This is a genomic window from bacterium, assembly GCA_022616075.1.
In the GTDB taxonomy this organism is placed as follows: Bacteria; Acidobacteriota; HRBIN11; order JAKEFK01; family JAKEFK01; genus JAKEFK01.
Genome location: JAKEFK010000202.1, coordinates 14,665 through 35,789, shown reverse-complemented (window position 1 = coordinate 35,789; position 21,125 = coordinate 14,665). Strand labels below are relative to the sequence as shown.

Below are 21,125 nucleotides of genomic sequence, written 5' to 3'. Positions count from 1 at the left end.
CGCGAAGAATTTTTAATCTTTGCGTACTTTGCGAGCTTCTGTTCAAGAATCATTCGAATTTGCCGGTATCCTTGTTGTACTTCAGTTTGCTTCCTCTGTTCTCCCACCAGGCGCGAATTTTCCTCAAGGCCACGGCATTTTCTGCAACTGATTTTTCAGCGTTATAACCGAATTTTACTCCCGACTGCTCCCCTAATGCATCAGCTGCTTGCTGGCGCGCAAACGCGCCCGATTCCGTTTCCAAAATCCTGATCAGTGTGAGAACACCTTGAGCATCACCGACTTTGAGTTGCGCATTCGCAATGGAAAGTTTCATGAATTCGTCGTAATCCTTTTTTGCGGCTTCTCGTAACGCTGAGATGGCTCGTGGATCACTCTGTTTTGCAAGAGCTTCGATCGTAGCCTCCACCAATTGTTCGGAAGATGCTTTCTCCAGGAACTCGGTGAGGGCCGGAACAATACGGGAGTCATGCATCTCACCGAGGTGTTGAACCGCATCCAATTGATGAGTCTGGTCCTCCTCCTTCAATTCCCCTAAGAGCAAATCGACAGGAGCTTTCCTGGTTTCTGTGTGTTCAACCTTTTTGAACTGTGACAGACCAAAGAAAAAGAGAACCAGAAATACTGCCATGGCGCCTATTTGAAAGACCGCCTGCGCGCGAGAAACTGAGTAGCGCAGATAGTAAACAATCGAAGAAAGGATGAGTGAGAACGTGAGCATCACAACAACAGCCGGGCCGGTGGGATAATCCGAATAGAAAGACCAGACAATCCCCGCGGTGCTTGCGAGGATAGCTACACCCCAACCGAGAAACAAACGGCCGGATACGGAAGTCGCCCACATCTGCGCAACCACAGCGGGTACCACAAGATACGAAAAAACCAATAACACCCCAACCACGGTAACGGATTTGGTGATGACTACGCCAAAGGACATGTAAAACAAAACATCCCAGAAACGAACACGAATACCAGAAGCTTCAGCCGCTTCTGGATCGATGGAAATTGCTATGAATTTCTTGCGAAAGAGGATGTGAAAGACGCCAAGAAAAGCGTACAAGATCGCCACTTGGAGAACGGATTCGCGGCTCACAAGCAACAAGTCCCCAACGAGCATGTGTCTTAATTCTTCTCCACCCGTGACCGATTTAGAGAGAATCAAAATGGATGCTGCTGTCGCTGCCGCATAAATAATGCCGATAAAAGCTTCCTGCGGAACTTTCTCCTTGCGCATTCTTGCAATCGCAAACACTACAGCGCCAACAAACGTAAAGAGAAGTGAGAAAAGAGAAACTTTGAGTGAATCGCCGTAGGGATCATAGCCAAGTGTCGTTGCATATGTGGCGCCCAGAGCGGCGATTTGCGCAAGCGCCAGATCCACGAAAATGACTTTGCGAGCAATAACGTGGATGCCCAAGTAAACGTGAATGATCGAGAGAACGAGACAAGCCAGAAATGGCAAAAGCATCCATTGAAGCTCCATCGCGCTGGCCATACTACAGCACTCCTGTGGTCTTCTGGATGATGTGATCGATCAACTGAAAGTATGTTGTGATGCCGGGCTCACCTTCCACCTGATTGGGCAATACAACAACTTTCGATCCTGTTTTGCTTGCAATATTGCGTGGCAATGCGGGATCGTAGAAGTTATCAACCAGGATCAGTGGAATTTTTTCATTCTGAATCTTGGTTGTCAGATCCCTGACGTGCTGCGGCCCAGGGGGGATGCCGGGACGCTCTTCAATCGTGCCCATTAGTTGCATTCCAAAGATGCGCGCAAAATACACCCATACTTTGTGAAACTCATAAGCTTTTGCGCCCCGCAGTTTTTCAGCTGTTTTTAACCATCCCCCGGTTTTCGCGCTGAGGGGTTGTCCACCGAATTTGTTGTTTTGCAAAAAATTATGAAGCTCACCGCTCGCCGCGAGCCGTGTGAGTTTCTGGATCCCAACGAGCTTTAACAACTCCGGCCCGAAGAGAGCGTTATCGATCCGGTTATGAAAATCTTTCTTTCGCGATTCGTAATAGGATGCGCCTTCAGGATCGGCCGCCTTCAGCGCTTCAGCTATGTTTGTTGCCTGAACTTTTGCAAGCAACGGATCGAGCCAAACATGCGGATTTCCTTGCGGGTGTATGTCCCCCATCTCACGTGTTAACACAGAAGGGACTTCCAGGGTCGGAATTCCTTTAGACGCCACGACACGTCCTGGATTACCACGAAAAATCTTTGAATTACCGGATCCGTTTGCGACTTCATCACCCCAGAGCTCAAGAGAGATTCCGTTCTCAATCAGAAGCGCGGCCTCACGCGTTTTCTTCATCAATACAGGTGTCGGACTCACAAAATGCGGATCCTGATCTCCCCGCGCGAGCGAGATTACGTCCACACGATCTCCCCCCACTTCTTGAGTCAACGCTTTCAGAGTGGGGAGAGTACACACCACGTTGACCTTTTTGCCTTGTGCCTGTGCAAAGTTCGAAACTATTAGAAGGAATAAACTGAATAATATGTTTTTTGTGTATTTCATAATCACCTCACTTATTAACCCAGTAGGGTTCCGGCGGATGTGAGCCGAATACCCAGTTCAATTCAAGAACGAGGCTGTTCCGGCCATCTTCTTCCTCTAAGTCGCTCCACCGGTGCTCAAAATTCACCCGGAAACGGAGGAACTCGCTGAAGTAGTAGGACAGATAAGGAGTGATGCTCCGGCGTTGAAGATCCGGACTGAGCAGCACATCGGTCTGATCGTAACGGATCCCCGCATAGGTTCTGCGATCAAACTGCCATTGCGTGAAGGCTGTAAAGCCGAGAGGTGTGTCATCTACGACAATCTCTTCTTCCTCGTCAGCCGTTAGATTTGGAGCAAATATCAGCTCAGCGCCAAGCAAATACGAACGCCATTGGCCCTGACGAAAAGGTTTCCAGCGATAGAGAAAATCCGCGCCGTGTGCCGTTGCCGCTCCTACTCCATTTCCGGATGGATGGAAATAACTGGACCATCCGACCTCCATGTCGTGACCACCTTCGAAGGTGCGAAAATAGCGCAGATGGCCGAGGTAAGAAAGACGCGACTCGGTTTGCGGAGAAACTGCAATGTTTCCTCCATCCATAATTTCAACCGTTGCATCCAGACTGGCAGCAGAATCCCATGGTGTGGGGATAAAAAACGTGCCGGATAAACCATTCTGGACAAAACCTTCTTCGCCCAAAAACTCTTCCACAGGCATGGGACGAAATGTGGTGGGAAGATCGTGAGTATGTAGGATGTTTGTCTTGCCGAATGCAGGACGGAATCTTCCGACTTTCAGCTTCAAACCGAGTGGATTCTGGTCCCAAAAGGGTAACTTTTTGATATTAACAAATCCTTCTTCCACACCCGCTTCGAATTCGCCGGGAAACTCCGATTCAAAAGCGACGATTAACACACCGTCTGCATAAGGATCGACCGGGACGCGGAAATCAATTTCCGTTTCCCTCACATTCAGCTTGTCATCGATTCGATCCCCTTCTTCGTTGAACACTTCCTGGTCATCGGCACGGCCGACGAAATTGCCGATGACAGAAATGGCGGGATTCAAAATCCCCGGCGCTGTTTGCTGCGGCGTTTCCACGACCTGTGGAGCAACCTCTGCCTCCGGGACCTGCAACATTTGCGTTTCCAGCTGCTGGACCTTTTGCTCCAGCTCCAGAATCCGCTTTTCGTAATCCTGTTTTAACGATTCAATTTGATTCTTCAGTTCCTGCACTGCATTGTCCTGAGCAAATGCAGGATGAATCAGCACAAGCGCAAAAATAAAAATGGCAATGAATGACTGTCTCATCGTTCCCTCCGCTTGAAATGGAAATAACGTTAGATTGAGTTGGAATCTATTTGATCGTCGGGAGAGAGAACTATGAGAGAGGAGGCGCGCGACCGGAGTGGATTTCCTGAAGTTTGCGAATTGAATGCGCCAGACTTTCCTGTTCCTGATAATGCAGAACAGGCTGAGCAATCTGAATGTCTGCGGATTTCACATTGTCGTAGACGTTATGTGAAATCTGACAGGACTTGCAGTGCGCCGTCAGTTGATCCTGTTCCACGGAATGCGTATGGAACTGCACTCCGACTAGCATGGCAGCGTAAAACAGCGCAAGGATCAGAGTTGACCAGCGTAAACGCTTCATTGCCATGCATTATAGAAACGAAAAAGCCTCGAGTCAAATTGACGTGAAAGACAGAACCTCTTAGATTAACCGCAGAGAACGCAGAGGTCGCAGAGTAAAAATGAGTTTTGTTTGTTCTTCTCTGCGTTCTCTGCGCTCTCTGCGGTGAACTTATGTCCTGGCAGTTACGGAACTCCATTTCAGCTCTCAAGCACAGGAACTTCCGGCTATTTGTGCCCGGACAATTCATTTCGCTTCTTGGTTTTTGGATGCAGTATGTCGGGCTGAGCTGGCTTGTCTACCGGCTCACACATTCAACGGCTTACCTGGGAACGGTTGCCTTTTCGCAGCAAATCCCGATCCTGATTCTCGCGTTACCGGCAGGTGGACTCGTTGATCGCAGCAACCGGCATCGTCTGGTGATCATCACTCAAACTCTGGCACTCTTCCAGGCAGTTCTGCTGACAGTTCTGACCTATAAGGGGGATATTACAGTTGCTCAAATCATGATCCTGGGAATTGTCATTGGAGTAATCAGCGCATTCGATTTGCCGGCAAGACAGTCTTTTTTAATACAGATGGTGAACAAAGATGATCTCATGAACGCCATTGCGTTGAATTCTTCTCTGTTCAATGCCGCAAGAATGATCGGACCAGCCATCGCTGGATTCATTGTTGCAAAATGGGGAGAAGCTTTATGTTTTTTGTTGAATGGCGTCTCTTATCTTGCCGTTTTAGTGTCATTGTTGTTGATGCGCGTGCCTCACTCAGAAATCCCGAGAAAACAAACACTCACCCGTGACTTAATGGAAGGATTCCGGTACGTGAAAAAAACATTGCCTGTGCGCGTGATGTTGCAACTTTTGGGCAGCTTCGGAGTGGCGGGCTTTCCATTTGCTATCTTGCTTCCTGTCTTTGCGGATCAAATATTTTTGCGTGGCGCTACAGGACTCGGGTGGCTCATGACCGCGCTGGGTCTGGGAGCGCTTTCCGGGGCGTTGCTGCTCGCTGGAAGAAAAGGAATAACGGGGATCAGCACACTGATCACGATAGGAGCTTTTGGCTTTTCCGCTTCCTTGATGTTGTTCAGCTTTTTAACGATTTTCTGGCTGGCTTTCCTTGCGCTTGCTCTGTCCGGTTTTTTCATGATGATGATGGTCGCATCCACAAATACAGCCATCCAGTGGATGATTTCTGATTCGTTCCGCGGGCGTGTGATGAGCTTCTTTACAACGATGCTGATAGGTACGGCTCCGATCGGGAGTTTGATTGCCGGATACGCCGCAAAAATTCTTGGTCCCCAGACAACAGTATTCGTTTCGGGTTTGATCTGCCTTGCCGCTTCTTACTGGTTCTATCGCGCACTTCCCGCGATTCGCATAGAAGCAAGAAAGCTTTTGGCGGACGGGACGTCCGCGATCCATAATGCAGGCGAGACGCCTGCGCTACATTAACGGCTTTAAACGCTCGTACACCATCTTTGCGATCAATCGTGTGCCTTCGGCGGTGGGATGTGTGCCATCTTGCTGAATGAGTTTTTCGCTGCCGACTAGATCTTTCAAAACAAATGGAATAAAGATCACATCGTGTTGTTTTTCCAGATCTAAATAAGCTTCATGCACTTCCTGCCTGTACTCAGGACCCGCATTTGTAGGCGCTTCCATTCCGGCAAGCAACACTTTGATACCGCGCGAACGGGAAGCTTCAATTATTTTAGCAAGATTTTTTTTGATCATTGCAACTGGTTGACCACGCAAAATATCGTTGCCACCCAGCTCCAGAATCAAGAATCGAACGTCTCCTTCCAGAGACCATTCGAGTCGTCTGACGCCGCCGGAAGTCGTGTCTCCAGAAACTCCTGCGTTGATAACTTCGTATTTATAACCGTCTTTTTGAATCAATTCTTGAAGGATGGCGGGATAGCTTTGATTCAAAGGAAGTCCCAGACCTGCCGTCAGACTGTTGCCAAACGCCACGATCTTGGGTAACTTTTCTTCTTTTAGCGCAGGTTCGGCCGAAATAGCCGGAGAAGCTTTTTCGCTTTTCTGATCGCATGCAAAAAGTGACAGCATTAAAAGTAAATAAATTCCAGTCTTGGCGTTCTTGGCGACTTGGCGGTTAAATCGCATGATTCAATTATATAAAGTTTCAAGAGTTGTTCCTTCCGGAAGTGAATTGCTAACGATACTTCACCCGTTAGATTTGACGATCCCGGATGCACAATTTGTCGCTGTTCTTGGACCTTCCGGCAGTGGGAAATCGACGCTCTTAGGTTTGATCGCAGGACTCGACTATCCGTCTTCAGGGAAAATCGAAATCGATAGTCATGATATTACAAAGATGAATGAGGATGAGCTTGCCTCGCTGCGAAGTCAGAAAGTCGGAATCGTGTTCCAATCCTTTCATCTTGTTCCCTCTCTTACAGCATTTGAAAACGTGATTGTGCCTATGGAAATCGCAGGACTTGCTCAGGCCGAAGAACGCACGTGGCAACTCCTGGAAGACGTAGGATTGAAGCCACGCGCTCATCATTATCCTTCACAGCTTTCCGGTGGTGAGCAACAACGCGTGGCGATCGCACGCGCTTTTGCAAACAATCCCTCGATTTTGCTCGCGGATGAACCAACCGGGAATCTGGATACGCAAAATGGCAAGCTGGTTTTTAAGCTGCTCGTGAAGATGAACCGCAATCGCGGAACAACACTTCTTCTTGTAACGCATGAAAAGGAATTGGCCGAACAAGCAGACCGTCAGATTCATCTGCGTGACGGCCGCATCGTGGAAGATATCGTATGCAATTCATTCTGAAGATGGCGCGGCGCGATCTGCGTTCTGCCTGGCGGCGCCTTCTATTCTTTTTCATTTGCATTGCGATTGGTGTTGGAGCAATCGTTGCATTGCGTTCGATCATCCGGAATTTCAACCACGTCATGACCTCCGATGCGCGCGCGATCCTTGGCGCGGATATTCGAATCAGTTCCAACCGTCCGTGGACCCCGAACATTCTGGCAGTGATTGATCGCATTGCAAAACCATTTGTGAAGGAGCGTGCAGAATCGGTAGAGTCTGACACAATGATGCGACCGGCTGAAGAATCGAATCAACGAGCACTTCTCGTGGAATTGGAGGGAATTGAACCTCCCTATCCTTTTTACGGACAGTTCACGCTGGCGCATGGCCAGATCTTTCAACATGAATTGATTGCGAACAACGGCGTTCTTGTAGGCAACAGCGTCCTGGAACGACTCCATCTGAAAACCGGTGACAAAGTAAAGATCGGCACGGAGGTTTTTACAATCCGCGGAATACTGGAACGCGAACCGGGAGCGTCAGGGGGTTTCCGTTTCGGTCCAAAAGCGCTCATTTCAAAGATCGCTTTCGAAAGGGCCCAGTTAACAGGCTTCGGAAGCCGGTCTCGCAGGAGAATCTCGTTGCGTGTGGAAGAGGAAAATGTTGAAAAAGTCTCCGAACAGCTTCGCACAGAACTCAAGACGAGTTTTGTGAGCGTCCGTACCTACCGCCAGTCCCAGGAACGAATGGACGAACAGTTCACGCGAGCGGAAAATTTTTTGTCGTTGACCGGATTCATCATTCTGATCCTTGGTGGCATCGGAGTATCCAGTGTTACGCGAGTATTCATCGAAGAAAAGCGGAAAAGCATAGCGGTTCTGAAGTGTCTTGGGGGAACCGGCCGCAAGATTTTTTCTGTTTACCTTCTTCAGATTTCTTTACTTGGCTTGACCGGAAGTCTGGTAGGGATTGTGCTTGCAAAAATCACGTTGTACTTACTAGGCGCTCACTATGAATCGGTTCTGCCGCCAAACATGAGTTATTCACTCCAGTGGCATGCCGTGATCCAAGGAATGGGGTTCGGTTTGCTCGTCACCATGCTATTTTCCGTGTTGCCGCTTTTGAGAATTCGTCACATCAAGCCAAATGTCCTGTTGCGCGAAGAAACAGAGTCCACTCTGCCGGGACCAAGAACAAAACGAAGAATCGATGTTCTTCGCTGGTCGGTCGCGACAGCAGTGCTGGGTGGGCTGCTCCTTCTCTCCGTCTGGCAAGCCGGTTCGCTGCGCGTGGGAATCTTTTTCCTGAGCGGTCTTGTGGTTACAGCTCTGGTGTTGCATTTCACCGCACGGCTCCTGATGCGTCTGGTACGCAGGTTCAAACGGATTGCATCCTTTGAAACCCGACACGCGATCAGCAGTCTGTACCGTCCAGGGAATCAGACCCATGTGATCGTGATGGCTGTAGGGCTGGGAAGTTTTTTTATTATCGCCACTCAGGCAATGCAATCCAACTTGCTTCGTGAAATGGATTTTCAAAAACGCACGAATCTCCCCAACATGTACTTGATCGATATTCAATCCGATCAGAAAGAAGGGGTGGAAAAAATCATAAGAAACGCAACAAATCAAAAACCACTTTTGCTCCCCACGGTTCGCGCGCGCATTTCCGCAATTAACGGAAAAAACATCGATCCGGAAAGCGAGGCCTACAAGAAGGACCGTGGAAGGCTTGGCTTTGAATACACTCTTACTTACCGCGGCAAATTGGATGAAACCGAAAGTATTTTGTCAGGCAAATTCTGGGAGAATACGGCGTCTCCAAAACCTGAAGTTTCGATCGAGGAAAGCTTGAAAGGGATGATGGGACTGGATGTTGGAGGGAACATCACCTTTGATATCCTGGGCCGAAAAATCAATGCAAAAGTTACAAGCATCCGGCGCGTCGATTGGAAGAATGCTCGCACGGGATTTTATGTTCTGTTTCGTCCCGGTGTTCTGGAAGCGGCACCCAACGTGTATGTTGCAGCGCTCGATGCGCCTCTCACTGAACCTGCCCGGTCCCAGTTCCAGAGTAAGCTGGTGGATGCCTATCCGAACGTCACAGCGATCGATGTGGTGGACATTGTGAGGGGAATTCAGAAGATTCTGAACACGATCACGCTCGGCATCTCCTTTATTGGCAGCTTTGTTTTTCTAAGCGGTGTCTTGATCCTGATCGGTTCCATCGCCATGACCAAGTTTCAGAGGATCTACGAAGCGGCCATTCTAAAAACACTTGGCGCTACCAGAAAAATCGTCCTTTCGATACTTATGCTGGAATATGCCCTTCTCGGCCTGGTTTCCGGACTCATCGGATCTGTGGCGGCCATCGGGCTCTCCTATGCAATCACGGAACATGTTTTCGAGATCGATTGGGAGTTAACCCCGCTCGTCTATCTCCTTGGAGTGCTGGTTACAAGCGCCCTGGTGACGCTCGTAGGAGCCCTCTCCAGCCTCGGTGTGTTGAATCGTAAACCTCTCGGTATTCTGCGCACACAGTAACGCGGGCGTCCCGCCTGCGAATCGCCGGCCAGAGGCCCGCGCTACTTCGTTTAAGAACTTTCTTCTCTCGACCTCCGTCTCTTACATACGAAATCCAGTTTGGGGGTTGCCAAATGCGAATGAAAAACCTGTTCCTGTCCTTCACACTCATCCTGCTATGCGCGGGTATTTCTTCAGCTGCATCCAAGATGTGGGTGCATGTCCATATCGAAGATACTGCCAAAGAGGAAACAGTCAAAATCAATTTACCCATTTCCGTTGTTGAAACGATGCTTCCACTCATTGAGGAAAAGCAAGTACGGAAAGGGCACTTCAATTTCAATGACAGCGATCTCAAGGTCGAAGACCTGAGAAAGGTTTGGAATGAAATTCGTGAAGAAGGGGACATGGAATTTGTGACCATAGAAAGCCGCGACAACAACGTGCGTGTTTACATTGAGGGAAACTTCCTCCTGGTGCAACCGCAAGAAAAATCCAAAAACAGTAAAGTGGACATCCGGATTCCGTTGAAAGTTGTGGATGCAATGCTGTCTGGCAAGGGAAATGAACTGAATTTGACCGCAGCAATCAAAGCCTTGCGCGACAGCGGAGTGAAAGACATTATCACCGTCAAAGACAATGACACTTCGGTCCGTGTCTGGATCGACGATAAGAATCAGGCGAAGTAAACAACCATGTTTGTGAAACTTGGCATTTTAGTTCTGGCCATCGGCTTCAGTTTTGTTGCTGTAGCCGGTATCGTCATTCAAAAAACCGGCGTCCTGATCGTGGACGTCCAAAGCAGGGACGGGCATATCTTTTTACCGGTCCCCATGTTGCTGGTAAATACAGCGCTCAACTTTGCTCCCGTTACGGATCGCGTGAATTTGCCAAACGAACTCAACGAGCATTCTGACCTGATCCAGGCCGCCGCCAATGAACTGATGCGTTGTCCGGATGGCCCTTTTGTTGAAGTGAACACTCCTGACGAAAAGGTCTGGATTGCCAAGAAAGGCGCAAACATTATTGTGGACGTGAAATCGGAAGATGAAAAAGTGTATGTGCAAATCCCGATTCAAGCGACCGGAAAAGTGATTGCAAAACTTGCCAGTCTAGAATCGGACTCCGAAAGCCAGCGCAAATTCAACATTATCAGCAAGAATTAGCTTCGGTTGAACGTACGGTAGAATTCGGGCGTCACGAAGAGGAAATCCGACACCGGCAAAAAGATTCGCGCCGAAATCTGTCTCGCTATCCCTGTTTACATTCTCCGGATCAACATGGATGATGGCCGGGCCTGCGCCCGCCCAAAATTCGAACCTGGAATCAGTACGAATGTTGTACTGGAAGTCGAAGTTGAAATTGAATTGACTCGCATTGTCGAGGAAAACGTACTCCACGTTTGGGACAATGCTCCAATTCTCTGTCAGGTCGGCTACAACTTCTCCACCTATAAATGCGCTTTCTGCGTCGAAAAAAGCGCCGACCCGGGCTCCGGGAGCAATATCTGCACTTGAAATCGAAGTGAACGCCAAAATCGCCACGCCCAATAGAATCAATCTCCATGTATTCATGAGGACCTCCATATAGTTATCCTCTAGTTAGACTCATCTAGAAACGAAATTTACTTACGAAACTTGCAAGATTCAACTTCCCGGCCGATGCTATAAAATGTCAGTGAGGTCAAAATGTTAGTTCGTCTTCTTCTTTGCCTTTTTCTTTCGTGTCTCGCTTCCTTTTCTTTCGCGGCAACGCCATTGATCGAAGCAGCTAAGAATGGAGAAATTCAAAAAGTCTTAATGCTGATCGAGTCAGGCGCAAATCTGAATACCGTTGATCAAGACGGTCGAACCGCTCTCAACTGGGCGGCCGGGGAAGGTCATTCGGAAATTGTGAATCTGCTGGCAGAGCACCGGGCAGATGTAAATGTCCGTGATAAGGAAGGGATGTCCGCTTTAATGAAGGCAGCAGCGGGCAATCATAAAACAGCAACAAAGGCGATCTTGCGAGCGAAACCCGATGTAAACGCGATCGACGAGAAGGGCCGGTCCGCTTTGATGCATGCCGCCATGAATGGCTCTACTGAGATTGTCAGCTCGTTGATTGCGGCCGGAGCGAGAGTTCATGCAACCGATTACGATGGAAAAGATGCGGTGATGCTGGCAGAGGAAGCTGGTCAGCAGGACGTACTGGCGGTATTGAAAAAACAAAATCCAAAGAATGCTCCCTCCGAACCAAAGCCGGTGCCTCCGACGAAAAAAGAGGTAACGGAAAAAGTATCGGAGCCGAAAAATGAGCCGGCTCCCAAAAAGGAACCGGTGAAAGTAGATCGCGCGACCGGTGATTTGCTTCAGGCGTCCAGAGAAGGAAATGTGGAGCGCGTTCGCGAGCTGCTCTTAGAAGGAGCGAATGTAAACGCAAGAACTGCCGAAGGAGGCGACACGGCATTAACCTGGGCATCGCTAAAAGGGCATTTGCAAATTGCGCAAATGCTGATCGTAGCGGGAGCAGATGTGAATGCGAAAACGGACAACGGCCTTACGGCTCTTATGGCAGCATCTTCCAAAGGCTATGCGGAAATCGTTCAAGCGCTCATCAAGGCCGGCGCAGATGTGAATGTAAAAAGGAATGATGGCATGACCGCCCTCATGTTTGCGGTCAAGAACAAAAAGGAAATCATCATCCGTTTGCTCGTAAAATCCGGCGCCACGCAATAAACAAAGTAGCGCGGGCCTCTGGCCGGCGACTTGCAGGCGTGACGCCCGCGCTACTTTGCTTAAAACGTAAACTGCAGGCTTGCCTGTACTTCATGTGAATGCAAATCGCCGCCCTTCACGAGATGGTATCCAATGTCCAGGAGCCAGCTATTCCCCAGTTGAACGTTGGCCCCTCCGCAAAGTTGCCAGGCAAAAGGTGTAGTCCTTACGTTTTGCAGTTCGTTGCGTGAGACACCGATTCCAAATCCGCCATAAGGTGACACCCTTGCGGTTGAATAAAGATCCAAATACAGCGAAAGGAGCGTTGTCAGAGCCTGAAATTCATCTTCGAATCCGGGGCGATACGTGAGAGTAAGATCACCTCGCAATCCGGGAACATATGAATATCCGAGCCCTCCCCCAAAAACAGGAGACGTGCCAAGTTCGTCCGCCCGTGCGCTGGAAAAACCGGTATCGAGGCGAACATACCAGCCCGAAGCCGGTGTGATCTCGGCAAAGGCGATTACAGGAAAAATGATCAAGGCAATCAAAAACAAATATTTCATGGTTTTAGAGTCCCAAGAATACTTTCATATCGGGCATCTGCCCGCAGCATGTCAAATTCAGGAGATTGAAACATATAGATGATCACATTCTTTTCAGCAATTGCTTTCTTGAGTTCCTCAAAAGCTTCATCCAGTTTTCGCAGTCCCATATAGATCCTCGTGTATGAGAAAGGAGGAACGTATTCTTTGACGGCTCTTTGCTGAAGCTCTCCCAGCAGCCGTTCTGCTTCTCCTGTTGCGCCGGCTTCCGCATAAGCAAGCGCAAGATAAGACACATAGAAAGGGCTGCGATTGGTGATTGCGCATACTTTTTCCATCGCACGTATTGCCATCTCATACATCCGCTTCTTCAAATAGATTTGAGCGGAACACCAGAGAGCAACCAGAAAATCAGGTTCTATTTCAAACGCGCTGTGAAACTGTTGCAGTGCTTCGTCGTAGCGGCGGTCATTGTAAAAACAAAAACCGTAGAAATAACAAAAAAGCGGTGAAAGTGGATCGAGCTGCAACGCTTTCTGTGCATGTTCTCGGGCCTCACGATGCTGGCCAAGCAAGCTCAAAAAACCGGAATACCAGCAGTGCCCAAGCGCAAACGCCGGATTCAACTCCAACGACCTGCGCATGCAGCGATGGCCGAGCTGCCAATCCATCTCAAAATACAGATAGACGGCGCCCATGGAAAGGTGACCTTCCGGAAGATTGGAATCCAATCGCAACGCCGTTTCGGCAGCCGCCTTTGCCTTCGAGTACATTTCCGCAGGTTTTAGATATGCATAAAATCCCATGATGGAATAGCAATCGGCGAGTCCCGAATAAGCAATAGCGTACGACTGATCCTTCTCAATTGCCTGATTAAAATATTCGATCGCGCGCTCCACACCATCGCGAGATCTCTTGTTCCAGTAGTAGCGACCTTTCAAATACAAATTGTAAGCTTCCTGATTATCGGTGTATCTCGGAACGAGATTCAGCGCTTTTGAACCAACCAGCTCCAGCTTCAATGTATCCACAATCGTTCGGGCGATTTCGTCCTGTATATCAAAAACATCTGCGATTTCGCGGTCGTATCTTTCAGACCACAAATGAAATCCATCCTGCACATTGATGAGCTCCGCCGTGATCCGGATTCTGCTCCCCGATTTTCTAACACTACCGTCCAAAATGGCTCCCACACCCAGTTGCTGTCCGATTCTGCGAATATCGGTACGCTGCCCTTGAAATTGAAACGCGGATGTTCTGGAGACCACACGCAATCCTTCGACTTTAGTCAGCGCACTGATCAATTCTTCTGTCATTCCATCGCAAAAATATTGTTGGTCCTTTTCCGCGCTAAGATCCAGGAAAGGGAGTACAGCCATCCGAAAATCACCCTTCTTTTGATGGGAAATCATCGCCTGACCTTGCCTGTTACTTTGCGCAAGCAGTTCGGCCTCGATAATGCGAAGGGCGAAAACAAGTTCGCGGGCGTTTTGAAATCTTGCTTCGGGATCTTTCGCAAGTGCGTGAAGCAATATCCGTTGCAATTCACCAAAAAGAGGTTGCGGAAAATCACTGAAATCGGGCTCGTCTCTTAAGATGGCTGTCAGGATGTCGGTGGCGGTTTGGCCTTGAAAAGGTCTGCGTCCGGAAACCATTTCGAAAAGCACAACGCCAAATGAAAATATGTCGGAGCGTGCATCGACCAGCTGACCCCTTGCCTGCTCCGGAGACATGTACGCAACCGTACCCAGCAAAGAGCCTGGTTGTGTCAGCGATTGTGTGGGCAAATTGGTGGTAGTTTCCTGTTTCAACATCGTGTCGATTTTGGCCAGACCAAAATCAAGAATCTTCACAATGCCACTGCTTGTGAGAAAGATGTTGTCCGGTTTTAAATCGCGATGAATGATCGATTTTTCATGAGCCGCCGAGAGTCCTGATGCGATTTGAACCGCGTGGGTCATTGCAGTTTGCAAAGCGATTGGCCCTTGAGTGATCATGTCCCGGAGCGATTCTCCTTCCAGAAGTTCCGTTACCACATAGGGGCTTCCTTCATGTGTGCCAATATCGAAAATGACAAGGACATTGGGATGGTTCAGCATACCAGCGGCTCTTGCTTCGCGTTCCAGACGCATTCGCTGTTCGATATCTTCTGCGAAACTGGCAGGCAATACTTTGACGGCAACGCTGCGGTTCAGACGCGTGTCACGGGCGCGATAGACTTCTCCCATCCCCCCGGCCCCGATCAAGTCCTGAATCTCGTAAGGTCCTAAATTCGTGTTTCTCGCAAGTGCCATGTCTGATTTTACCGGTAGTGGCAGAGCATTTTCCATAAGGCGTTTATGAACATGTTAGGTTTATAACTCTGATTCTTTGATGGAACTATCATTGCTGAGAAATTGCTCTGCTTAATATTCCAGACAAGCAGAGCACTTGCTCATCAATCAACCCGGTGCTTCTTCAGGTAATTTTGAATTAGAACAGCTGTTCAAAATGCATGGCAAGTACTCTGCCACTACCTGGCTCGCGATGACTACGGCGATTTATAAACATCGCCGGCTTTCATAACAAACACAACTTTTCTCAGGGCGCGAATGTTCTGCAACGGATCTCCTTCGACAGCGATCAGGTCGGCAAATTTTCCCGGTTCGATGGTTCCAATCTGCTTTTCCATTCGAAGCAGCTCCGACCCGCGCAATGTGGCGGAACGAATTGCGTCCAGCGGTTTCATCCCGTAATCCACCATTCGCTCAAATTCCCGGATCGATGTGCCATGTTCGTAAGCTCCCACATCTGTGCCGAACGTTATTTTGATTCCTTTTTGCATTGCCTTCTGAAACACTTGTTTGTGGCTTGCCAGGATCTTCCGCCTGACTTCCGTGTCGTCTTCCTTTATGGCCGGAACATAGACAGAAAGAGTCGGACACCAAAAAGTTCCGTGTTTGACCATCAAATCCAGCGTTTCGTCATCCAAAAGGATTCCATGCTCCAGCGATCGAACACCGCCTAAGATAGAATTCTTAGCTCCCTCACCGCCATAGGCATGTGCTGCCACATCCTTCCGCCAACGCGCTGCTTCCTGAACAACAAGCCGAACTTCCTCCAAAGAAACCTGACTGACAGATTGCAGAGTGACCGGATCGATGTGACGCAAGGTTCCTGTCGCATACAGTTTGATCCAGTCCGCGCCGTACTTCACCTGTCTGCGCACTTCGGCAACCATCGCTTCCGGTGAATCCACAAGAGCAGAAGGTTCCGGAAAGCTGACGTCAGGATTCAGACCATGGATATTCATATGACCTGCAGTGATACTGAGAGCCAGCGTAGAAACAAGCAGTCTGGGTCCCGGAATGATTTTCCGATGGATGGCGTCCCGAATTGCAACATCTGCAAAACCGGCACCTTCACTATCCAGATCACGCATCGTGGTAAAGCCGGCCAGTAAATCTTTTTCCACGGCAGCCACACCCTGAACGGTTCTAAAAGATTGCGATTTTGTGATGACTGGAGGAATCGCGCCTTCATCCTCCGGTTGAAGCAATATATGAGTGTGGGAGTCGATCAAACCGGGTAGAACTATGTAACGCGTTAAATCAATCACACGCGCGCCCTCCGGAATCTCCTGAGTGACCTTCGTAATTTTGTCTCCCTGGATCCAAACCACAGCATCGCGCGTGAATGCTCCCTTCATCGGATCCAAAAGTTGGCCGCAACGAATTGCCATGACCGGCGCAGGTTCTACAAAAATTCGTTGCGCAGGAAAAAGAATCGTGAGAAAAATAAGCGTGACTCTAACGCACCTGTTCTTGATCATCGCGACATCCTCCGCAAGACATTTGATCATATCTGAGTGTCAAGTCATACTCAGAATGAATTGCGATGGACCGCCCGTTCTAACTCGTCCTTGAACAGAAGAACGCAAAGATCGCAAAGAATTTTTGATGTTTGCTTGCTTTGCGATCTTCTATAAAAAAATTATTGAGCGGCAACGGCTGGAGGATTTCCGCCGGGGGGCGTCACAGGAATCGTTCCGCTATCGCTGTAGGTGCTCCGGGCAGGAACGACCCTGAAATTCATCCGGTCCGGATAAGCTTCAAAATAAATGAAATGATAGATCTCAGCAGCGCGAACGGTGTACTGATTCACGATCGGCTCCTTTAAACTCCGTCCGCCTCCTCCGGAAATGAAGTGCGTAATCCCGCGCTGCGTTTTCATGCGCGCATAGTAATGATTGTGTCCCGTTAAAACGAGCTGAACACCAGCTGCAACAAATACGTCTTCCAGGTCACGCCGTAATTCCAATTCCGGCTCGTGTCCTTCTCCCGCGGGAGCGTACAAAGGATGATGAAAGTACACGACTTTCCACACGGCCCCGCTTTCGGTAAGAGTTTTACTGAGCCATGCAATCTGTGTTTTATCGGATGGATCCGCGTCAATCAAATCCACACTGTTAAGCGAGATAAACTGAACGAGTGGTTTTCCATCCACTTTTGCCTCGGAGTCGAAGGAGTAGTAGCCCTGGCCACCAAAATATTAAAACGTTTCTTGTCTGCCACCTCATCGGCGCCACGCTTTGTTTCCATATCATGATTGCCAAGCGTTGCGTAGAATTTAACCCCCGCGTTCATGAGCGGGAAATAGTGTTCATCAAACCGCTCTGTAAAAAGCGATCTGCTCCCTCCGCGCGTTCCAAAAGAGCTTCCATATATGTTGTCTCCCAGCATAAGCACAACCGAAAAAGGATTCGAGCGATGCCACTCTTTCAATCGTTGGGAAACTTGCTTTTGGCCGGAACAACCACAACCGGTGTCACCGACCGCCACAAACGCATAAGGCCTGTCCTGTGCAGACAGGACCGGCAGGTAAATAATTAAAGCAATCAGCAAAAATGGTAAGCAAATTTTTCGCATTGTTAAAACCTCTAACGTTAGGAAGCGCCGGTCCTTACGCCCTGCGGATAACGGACAAAGATTCCATTAGAGAAAATGATGTCTTCTTTCAGATTGGCTATCACATTAAATCCCAGTCCAGAAGGGGAACGGTCTGTTTTGTAAAGGCCCACATCGCGTTCTTTGTCTGATCCAAGACTGATGATGTAATAAGGACCTTCCGGATTTAGACAGTAATATTCAACCTCATTTCCCCAGCCATCTTCTTCAGACATTTTTCGCAAGAATCTCGGCTCAAGTTGCGCTTCGATTTCTTCAAGATGACCGGTCTTCCCGATTGGATAAGTTCCATAAACAAGTTTGTAGGCTTCGACCGCCGTACCCAGGTCTCTGATAACATCCACTGTTTTCGATTGCTTGATGACCCGATTCTTCGACGAGCTGCGGAACACGGAACAGGCGGCCAAAAGAATCAAAGATGCAAACAACAGGTTTCGCAACATTTTCCTCCACTAATCTCCACAATACGTCCTGTCCATGCTCGTATACCATCCTAAGATGCCTGAGAATTATGTGGTTGACCGGACTGCAGAATCTTGAATTCATCCATTTGAATAATCCAATTTCTTGAACTCTCATTGTCTGCATCTCTTCTGGAAACCGCTCTGGTACAACAGTTGCTAAAGTTCGCAAGTGAAAAACCATGCAGGAGGTTTTATGAGATGGGTAGCCTTAAGGATTAGTCCTTTTCATAGTAATTCCAGTCTTAGCGGAAGAAAACTCTACGGTATTAGAACGAAAGAATTGTCTAAAGAGTAGCGAAGAGAATAACGGGGCTTATGAAACAGAATATTGCCTGGAAGAACTTCAGTCCTTGCCATCCGCCCGAGATCCGTGGGCCATTCTCGATCAAACGCCGGGTGTGGACATGGATAGATTCAACGTCGGAGGAACTGAATCGGGACAGCAGTCCGGTTTTACGGCTCGCGGCGGAAACACCACCAATTCCATCTGGTATTACGATGGCGTTGATATATCGGATCTGGTCGCGGGAAACGCATCCTCCCTGTACTACGATTTTGATGTGATCGAAGAAATCTCGATCGCAACAACCGCAAGAGATGTGAATGTTCCCACAGGCGGAACCGTCGTAAACATTGTTTCCAGACGTCCCGCCAATGCTTTTCATGCAAATGGTTCTTTCTACTTCACAAACAATTCCGCAGATAACTATCCCTTAGAGTCGCGCGCGATCGATCTACGGGAGCTACGGGACTATGGAATCGATGCAGGGGGCTCTCTCTGGAAAGATCATCTTTCAATCTGGGGCGCTTACCGGAAAAATAACACTCTCGCATTCACCGGCGATATTGGTGATACAACCGATCTGGACAGCGTGTCATGGAAAACATATTTTCTTCCCCGCACGACTCATCAGTTGAGCTTTCATTACTTCAACAGCGACAAAACAAAAACTGCGCGTTCGAGTTCCCCTACTCAACAACTCGATCCCGCGACATTGTGGAAACAGGAAAATACCGACACCATTTTGCCGGGATTCTGGATGGGACAGCATCTCTGGACGCCGAGTGCGGACTTTCTTCTGACAACGCGCTTTTCTTACATTGGGAACGGATTTTCCCTTGTGCCTGGCGGTGGCAATGTGGTCCCGATCATCTACCTCGAAAAGATTCGCCGCTATGAAGACAACTTTTATTATTCTGATCCTATCGATCGTAGATCCAATTTGTTTCACGCAGACGCCTCTGTATTCAAAGAAAAATGGAAAGGTGATCATGAATTTAAATTCGGATTTGAATACAGGAAGTTTGACTTTCACTCTTACAGCAGTTACGGAAATGGTGTGCTTCTCGTAGACTATCTTCAAACAACTCACGGTGGTCCATTAACGGAAGGATATGCCAAAATTCAGCGACCGCTCAACGGCCGTGGTCAAATCGACCGGACCAGCTTGTACGCCTCCGATACATTGAAGTTCCATCGCTTTGTAGCCACCGTTGGATTTCACCTTGATCATCAAACGGGAAAGAATCTGGCATCCGACATCCCCACAGTATCAGGGTTTGAGGATTTTCTAGGACCCGTGATTCAATTCGCAGGGAACAAGCCCGGCATACGCTTTGATGATTTCTCCCCGAGATTGGGCATTGTTTATGATCTCAATGGCAACGGAAAGACACTGCTCAGAGGAAATTTCGCGCGTTATTACGACGCTTTTGGAGCTTCCTTTCTGAACTATGCAAATCCAGCGCTGACAGCAAGTGGTTTGATTTTTGGATACGAAAACAGAAACGGGGACCGCTCCATCACACGCGACGAAATCACACTGTGTTGCTACCTGTACGGAAATAACCACACCATCATTGACGGCCCGAGTTACGGTGGGCCTGAGATCGATCTGGTAAATCCCCATACAACCGAATGGCTTGCGGGCATCGAACGCGAAATCACAGAAGATATTTCGGTTGAAGTTCTATATTCTCATCGAACTTACGGCAACCTGCCCGCAGTGCTGCCTCAGGGCATCACTTCGGATGATTTCATTCCTGCAGGTGTATTTCATGCGGATACTCCACTCGGCGAATTCAATGTTCCCTATCATGACCTTCCTTTCCAACATGACGGTTCCACCATTCTCACCAACATCCAGGGATACGAACAGGTTTATAACGGAGTCGACTTTCTTGTTCGAAAAGAATGGAAAGACCGGTTTCAATTGCGGGGCGGGCTAGCTCTGCAAAAACAGAAAGCAAATTACGAATTGGACAGCGCATTGGGATTCATTCTACGAGATGGTGGACTTTCAGGTTCAGTTCTACCTTTTGATCCAACAAACATCCCCTTTCTCGCGGACCAAACATACGCCTATTCCACCGGAGGTAGCGGTAAGACCGGGATCTATCCTTTTTCGGAATGGCAGTTGAAAATCAGTGGCGTTTATGAACTACCGTGGTCTTCTCAGATCGCCGCTTTTCTACGCTATCAACAAGGCTATCCGCATGTACTGTTTGGATCGGTTCGGTCCGACAATCTAATCTTATTTACAGGGTCGCCCAATCATCTGATTCTTCTGGAACCGGTCGGCAGCAGACGGTATGACAATCTGTTGACTCTCGATTTGAGATTCGAAAAGAGTTTGGGAATGCGGCAATTGGGCAGGATCACATTCATGGGCGACGTGTTTAACGTCACCAATGCGAACACGGTTCTCCAGCGGGATCGTCTCGTTACGTCCAGTACATTTAATAGAGTAGAAGAAGCGCTCGCAGGCCGCTTATTTCGTTTCGGTTTCCGGTTGTCACTTTAGCACCGACTCTCGATTGCGATTTGTAACGCCGGCCTCCGGCCGGCAGCGCCGGCTAAAAGCCGGCGGACATCAATGCCGCCAGAATGGCGGCGCTCATCTTTGATGCCGGTAGATGAGCGCCAGCCTCCAGGCTGGCATAAATGATCGCCGGCATTCTGCCGGCATGGTTCGTCTTAGAAAAATCATTCTCCTCGTAAATACGGAAGCAAATGTA

The 21,125-nt window shown here is 48.8% G+C and carries 17 protein-coding genes and 1 pseudogene; 7 read left to right on the top strand and 11 right to left on the bottom strand.

Annotated elements, in window-relative coordinates:
• Positions 1-49 precede the first annotated feature (49 nt).
• The 4 genes from L0156_16150 to L0156_16135 all read right to left on the bottom strand — a co-directional run bounded on the left by L0156_16150 (position 50) and on the right by L0156_16135 (position 4,165).
• Complete coding sequence (locus L0156_16150) at positions 50-1,495, bottom strand: metal ABC transporter permease (GenBank protein MCI0604525.1); 1,446 nt, start codon at positions 1,493-1,495, stop codon at positions 50-52.
• A gap of 1 nt (position 1,496) precedes the next feature.
• Positions 1,497-2,528, bottom strand: a complete 1,032-nt coding sequence (locus L0156_16145) for a metal ABC transporter substrate-binding protein (protein MCI0604524.1) — start codon at positions 2,526-2,528, stop codon at positions 1,497-1,499.
• Positions 2,529-2,535: 7 nt separating this feature from the next.
• On the bottom strand, positions 2,536-3,822 hold the full coding sequence (locus L0156_16140) for a hypothetical protein (protein MCI0604523.1): 1,287 nt from the start codon (positions 3,820-3,822) through the stop codon (positions 2,536-2,538).
• Between the two features lie 70 nt (positions 3,823-3,892).
• On the bottom strand, positions 3,893-4,165 hold the full coding sequence (locus tag L0156_16135) for a hypothetical protein (GenBank protein ID MCI0604522.1): 273 nt from the start codon (positions 4,163-4,165) through the stop codon (positions 3,893-3,895).
• 152 nt (positions 4,166-4,317) lie between these two features.
• Here L0156_16135 and L0156_16130 point away from each other — a divergent pair, with 152 nt between their 5' ends.
• Positions 4,318-5,598 (top strand): MFS transporter, encoded by a 1,281-nt coding sequence (locus tag L0156_16130; protein MCI0604521.1) that lies wholly within the window; start codon positions 4,318-4,320, stop codon positions 5,596-5,598.
• Here L0156_16130 and L0156_16125 read toward each other — a convergent pair.
• On the bottom strand, positions 5,590-6,273 hold the full coding sequence (locus L0156_16125) for an arylesterase (GenBank protein ID MCI0604520.1): 684 nt from the start codon (positions 6,271-6,273) through the stop codon (positions 5,590-5,592). The two genes, L0156_16130 and L0156_16125, sit on opposite strands and share 9 nt — an antisense overlap.
• Here L0156_16125 and L0156_16120 point away from each other — a divergent pair.
• The 4 genes from L0156_16120 to L0156_16105 all read left to right on the top strand — a co-directional run bounded on the left by L0156_16120 (position 6,272) and on the right by L0156_16105 (position 10,622).
• A complete protein-coding gene (locus L0156_16120; GenBank protein ID MCI0604519.1) occupies positions 6,272-6,952 on the top strand; it encodes an ABC transporter ATP-binding protein in 681 nt (226 codons plus the stop codon). The genes L0156_16125 and L0156_16120 overlap by 2 nt on opposite strands.
• Positions 6,937-9,477 carry an FtsX-like permease family protein gene (locus tag L0156_16115; GenBank protein ID MCI0604518.1) on the top strand — a complete coding sequence of 847 codons (2,541 nt, stop codon included), beginning with the start codon at positions 6,937-6,939 and terminating at the stop codon, positions 9,475-9,477. Before L0156_16120 ends, L0156_16115 begins: the two co-directional genes overlap by 16 nt.
• A gap of 113 nt (positions 9,478-9,590) precedes the next feature.
• The gene (locus L0156_16110; protein ID MCI0604517.1) at positions 9,591-10,145 is read left to right on the top strand and encodes a hypothetical protein; all 555 of its coding nucleotides are present in this window, start codon (positions 9,591-9,593) and stop codon (positions 10,143-10,145) included.
• A gap of 6 nt (positions 10,146-10,151) precedes the next feature.
• Positions 10,152-10,622: a hypothetical protein gene (locus L0156_16105; protein ID MCI0604516.1), complete on the top strand. Its 471-nt coding sequence runs from the start codon at positions 10,152-10,154 to the stop codon at positions 10,620-10,622.
• On the opposite strand, the gene L0156_16100 is transcribed toward L0156_16105, so the two are convergent.
• Positions 10,569-11,030: a hypothetical protein gene (locus tag L0156_16100; protein ID MCI0604515.1), complete on the bottom strand. Its 462-nt coding sequence runs from the start codon at positions 11,028-11,030 to the stop codon at positions 10,569-10,571. The two genes, L0156_16105 and L0156_16100, sit on opposite strands and share 54 nt — an antisense overlap.
• A 114-nt stretch (positions 11,031-11,144) precedes the next feature.
• On the opposite strand from L0156_16100, the gene L0156_16095 reads away from it, so the two are divergent.
• Complete coding sequence (locus L0156_16095) at positions 11,145-12,173, top strand: ankyrin repeat domain-containing protein (protein MCI0604514.1); 1,029 nt, start codon at positions 11,145-11,147, stop codon at positions 12,171-12,173.
• Between the two features lie 59 nt (positions 12,174-12,232).
• Here the strand turns inward: L0156_16095 and L0156_16090 are convergent, their stop codons facing one another.
• The 5 genes and pseudogenes from L0156_16090 to L0156_16070 form a co-directional block, all read right to left on the bottom strand.
• Entirely contained in the window at positions 12,233-12,718 is a 486-nt protein-coding gene (locus L0156_16090) for a porin family protein (GenBank protein MCI0604513.1), read from the bottom strand.
• Entirely contained in the window at positions 12,715-15,027 is a 2,313-nt protein-coding gene (locus L0156_16085) for a protein kinase (protein ID MCI0604512.1), read from the bottom strand. Before L0156_16085 ends, L0156_16090 begins: the two co-directional genes overlap by 4 nt.
• A gap of 200 nt (positions 15,028-15,227) precedes the next feature.
• Complete coding sequence (locus tag L0156_16080; GenBank protein MCI0604511.1) at positions 15,228-16,508, bottom strand: amidohydrolase family protein; 1,281 nt, start codon at positions 16,506-16,508, stop codon at positions 15,228-15,230.
• Between the two features lie 161 nt (positions 16,509-16,669).
• Positions 16,670-17,604: pseudogene (locus tag L0156_16075) on the bottom strand (metallophosphoesterase).
• A 17-nt stretch (positions 17,605-17,621) separates the two neighbouring features.
• Positions 17,622-18,086, bottom strand: a complete 465-nt coding sequence (locus L0156_16070; protein ID MCI0604510.1) for a type II secretion system protein GspG — start codon at positions 18,084-18,086, stop codon at positions 17,622-17,624.
• A 371-nt stretch (positions 18,087-18,457) separates the two neighbouring features.
• On the opposite strand from L0156_16070, the gene L0156_16065 reads away from it, so the two are divergent.
• Positions 18,458-20,911 (top strand): hypothetical protein, encoded by a 2,454-nt coding sequence (locus tag L0156_16065; protein MCI0604509.1) that lies wholly within the window; start codon positions 18,458-18,460, stop codon positions 20,909-20,911.
• Positions 20,912-21,125: the final 214 nt, after the last annotated feature.

Excerpts from the sequence above, each read along its gene's own strand:
- L0156_16150 (MCI0604525.1), bottom strand. The coding sequence starts at position 1,495 with ATGGCCAGCGCGATGGAGCTTCAATGGATGCTTTTGCCATTTCTGGCT.
- L0156_16145 (MCI0604524.1), bottom strand. The coding sequence starts at position 2,528 with ATGAAATACACAAAAAACATATTATTCAGTTTATTCCTTCTAATAGTT.
- L0156_16140 (MCI0604523.1), bottom strand. The coding sequence starts at position 3,822 with ATGAGACAGTCATTCATTGCCATTTTTATTTTTGCGCTTGTGCTGATT.
- L0156_16135 (MCI0604522.1), bottom strand. The coding sequence starts at position 4,165 with ATGAAGCGTTTACGCTGGTCAACTCTGATCCTTGCGCTGTTTTACGCT.
- L0156_16130 (MCI0604521.1), top strand. The coding sequence starts at position 4,318 with ATGTCCTGGCAGTTACGGAACTCCATTTCAGCTCTCAAGCACAGGAAC.
- L0156_16120 (MCI0604519.1), top strand. The coding sequence starts at position 6,272 with ATGATTCAATTATATAAAGTTTCAAGAGTTGTTCCTTCCGGAAGTGAA.
- L0156_16125 (MCI0604520.1), bottom strand. The coding sequence starts at position 6,273 with ATGCGATTTAACCGCCAAGTCGCCAAGAACGCCAAGACTGGAATTTAT.
- L0156_16115 (MCI0604518.1), top strand. The coding sequence starts at position 6,937 with ATGCAATTCATTCTGAAGATGGCGCGGCGCGATCTGCGTTCTGCCTGG.
- L0156_16110 (MCI0604517.1), top strand. The coding sequence starts at position 9,591 with ATGCGAATGAAAAACCTGTTCCTGTCCTTCACACTCATCCTGCTATGC.
- L0156_16105 (MCI0604516.1), top strand. The coding sequence starts at position 10,152 with ATGTTTGTGAAACTTGGCATTTTAGTTCTGGCCATCGGCTTCAGTTTT.
- L0156_16100 (MCI0604515.1), bottom strand. The coding sequence starts at position 11,030 with ATGAATACATGGAGATTGATTCTATTGGGCGTGGCGATTTTGGCGTTC.
- L0156_16095 (MCI0604514.1), top strand. The coding sequence starts at position 11,145 with ATGTTAGTTCGTCTTCTTCTTTGCCTTTTTCTTTCGTGTCTCGCTTCC.
- L0156_16090 (MCI0604513.1), bottom strand. The coding sequence starts at position 12,718 with ATGAAATATTTGTTTTTGATTGCCTTGATCATTTTTCCTGTAATCGCC.
- L0156_16085 (MCI0604512.1), bottom strand. The coding sequence starts at position 15,027 with ATGGAAAATGCTCTGCCACTACCGGTAAAATCAGACATGGCACTTGCG.
- L0156_16080 (MCI0604511.1), bottom strand. The coding sequence starts at position 16,508 with ATGATCAAGAACAGGTGCGTTAGAGTCACGCTTATTTTTCTCACGATT.
- L0156_16070 (MCI0604510.1), bottom strand. The coding sequence starts at position 18,086 with ATGTTGCGAAACCTGTTGTTTGCATCTTTGATTCTTTTGGCCGCCTGT.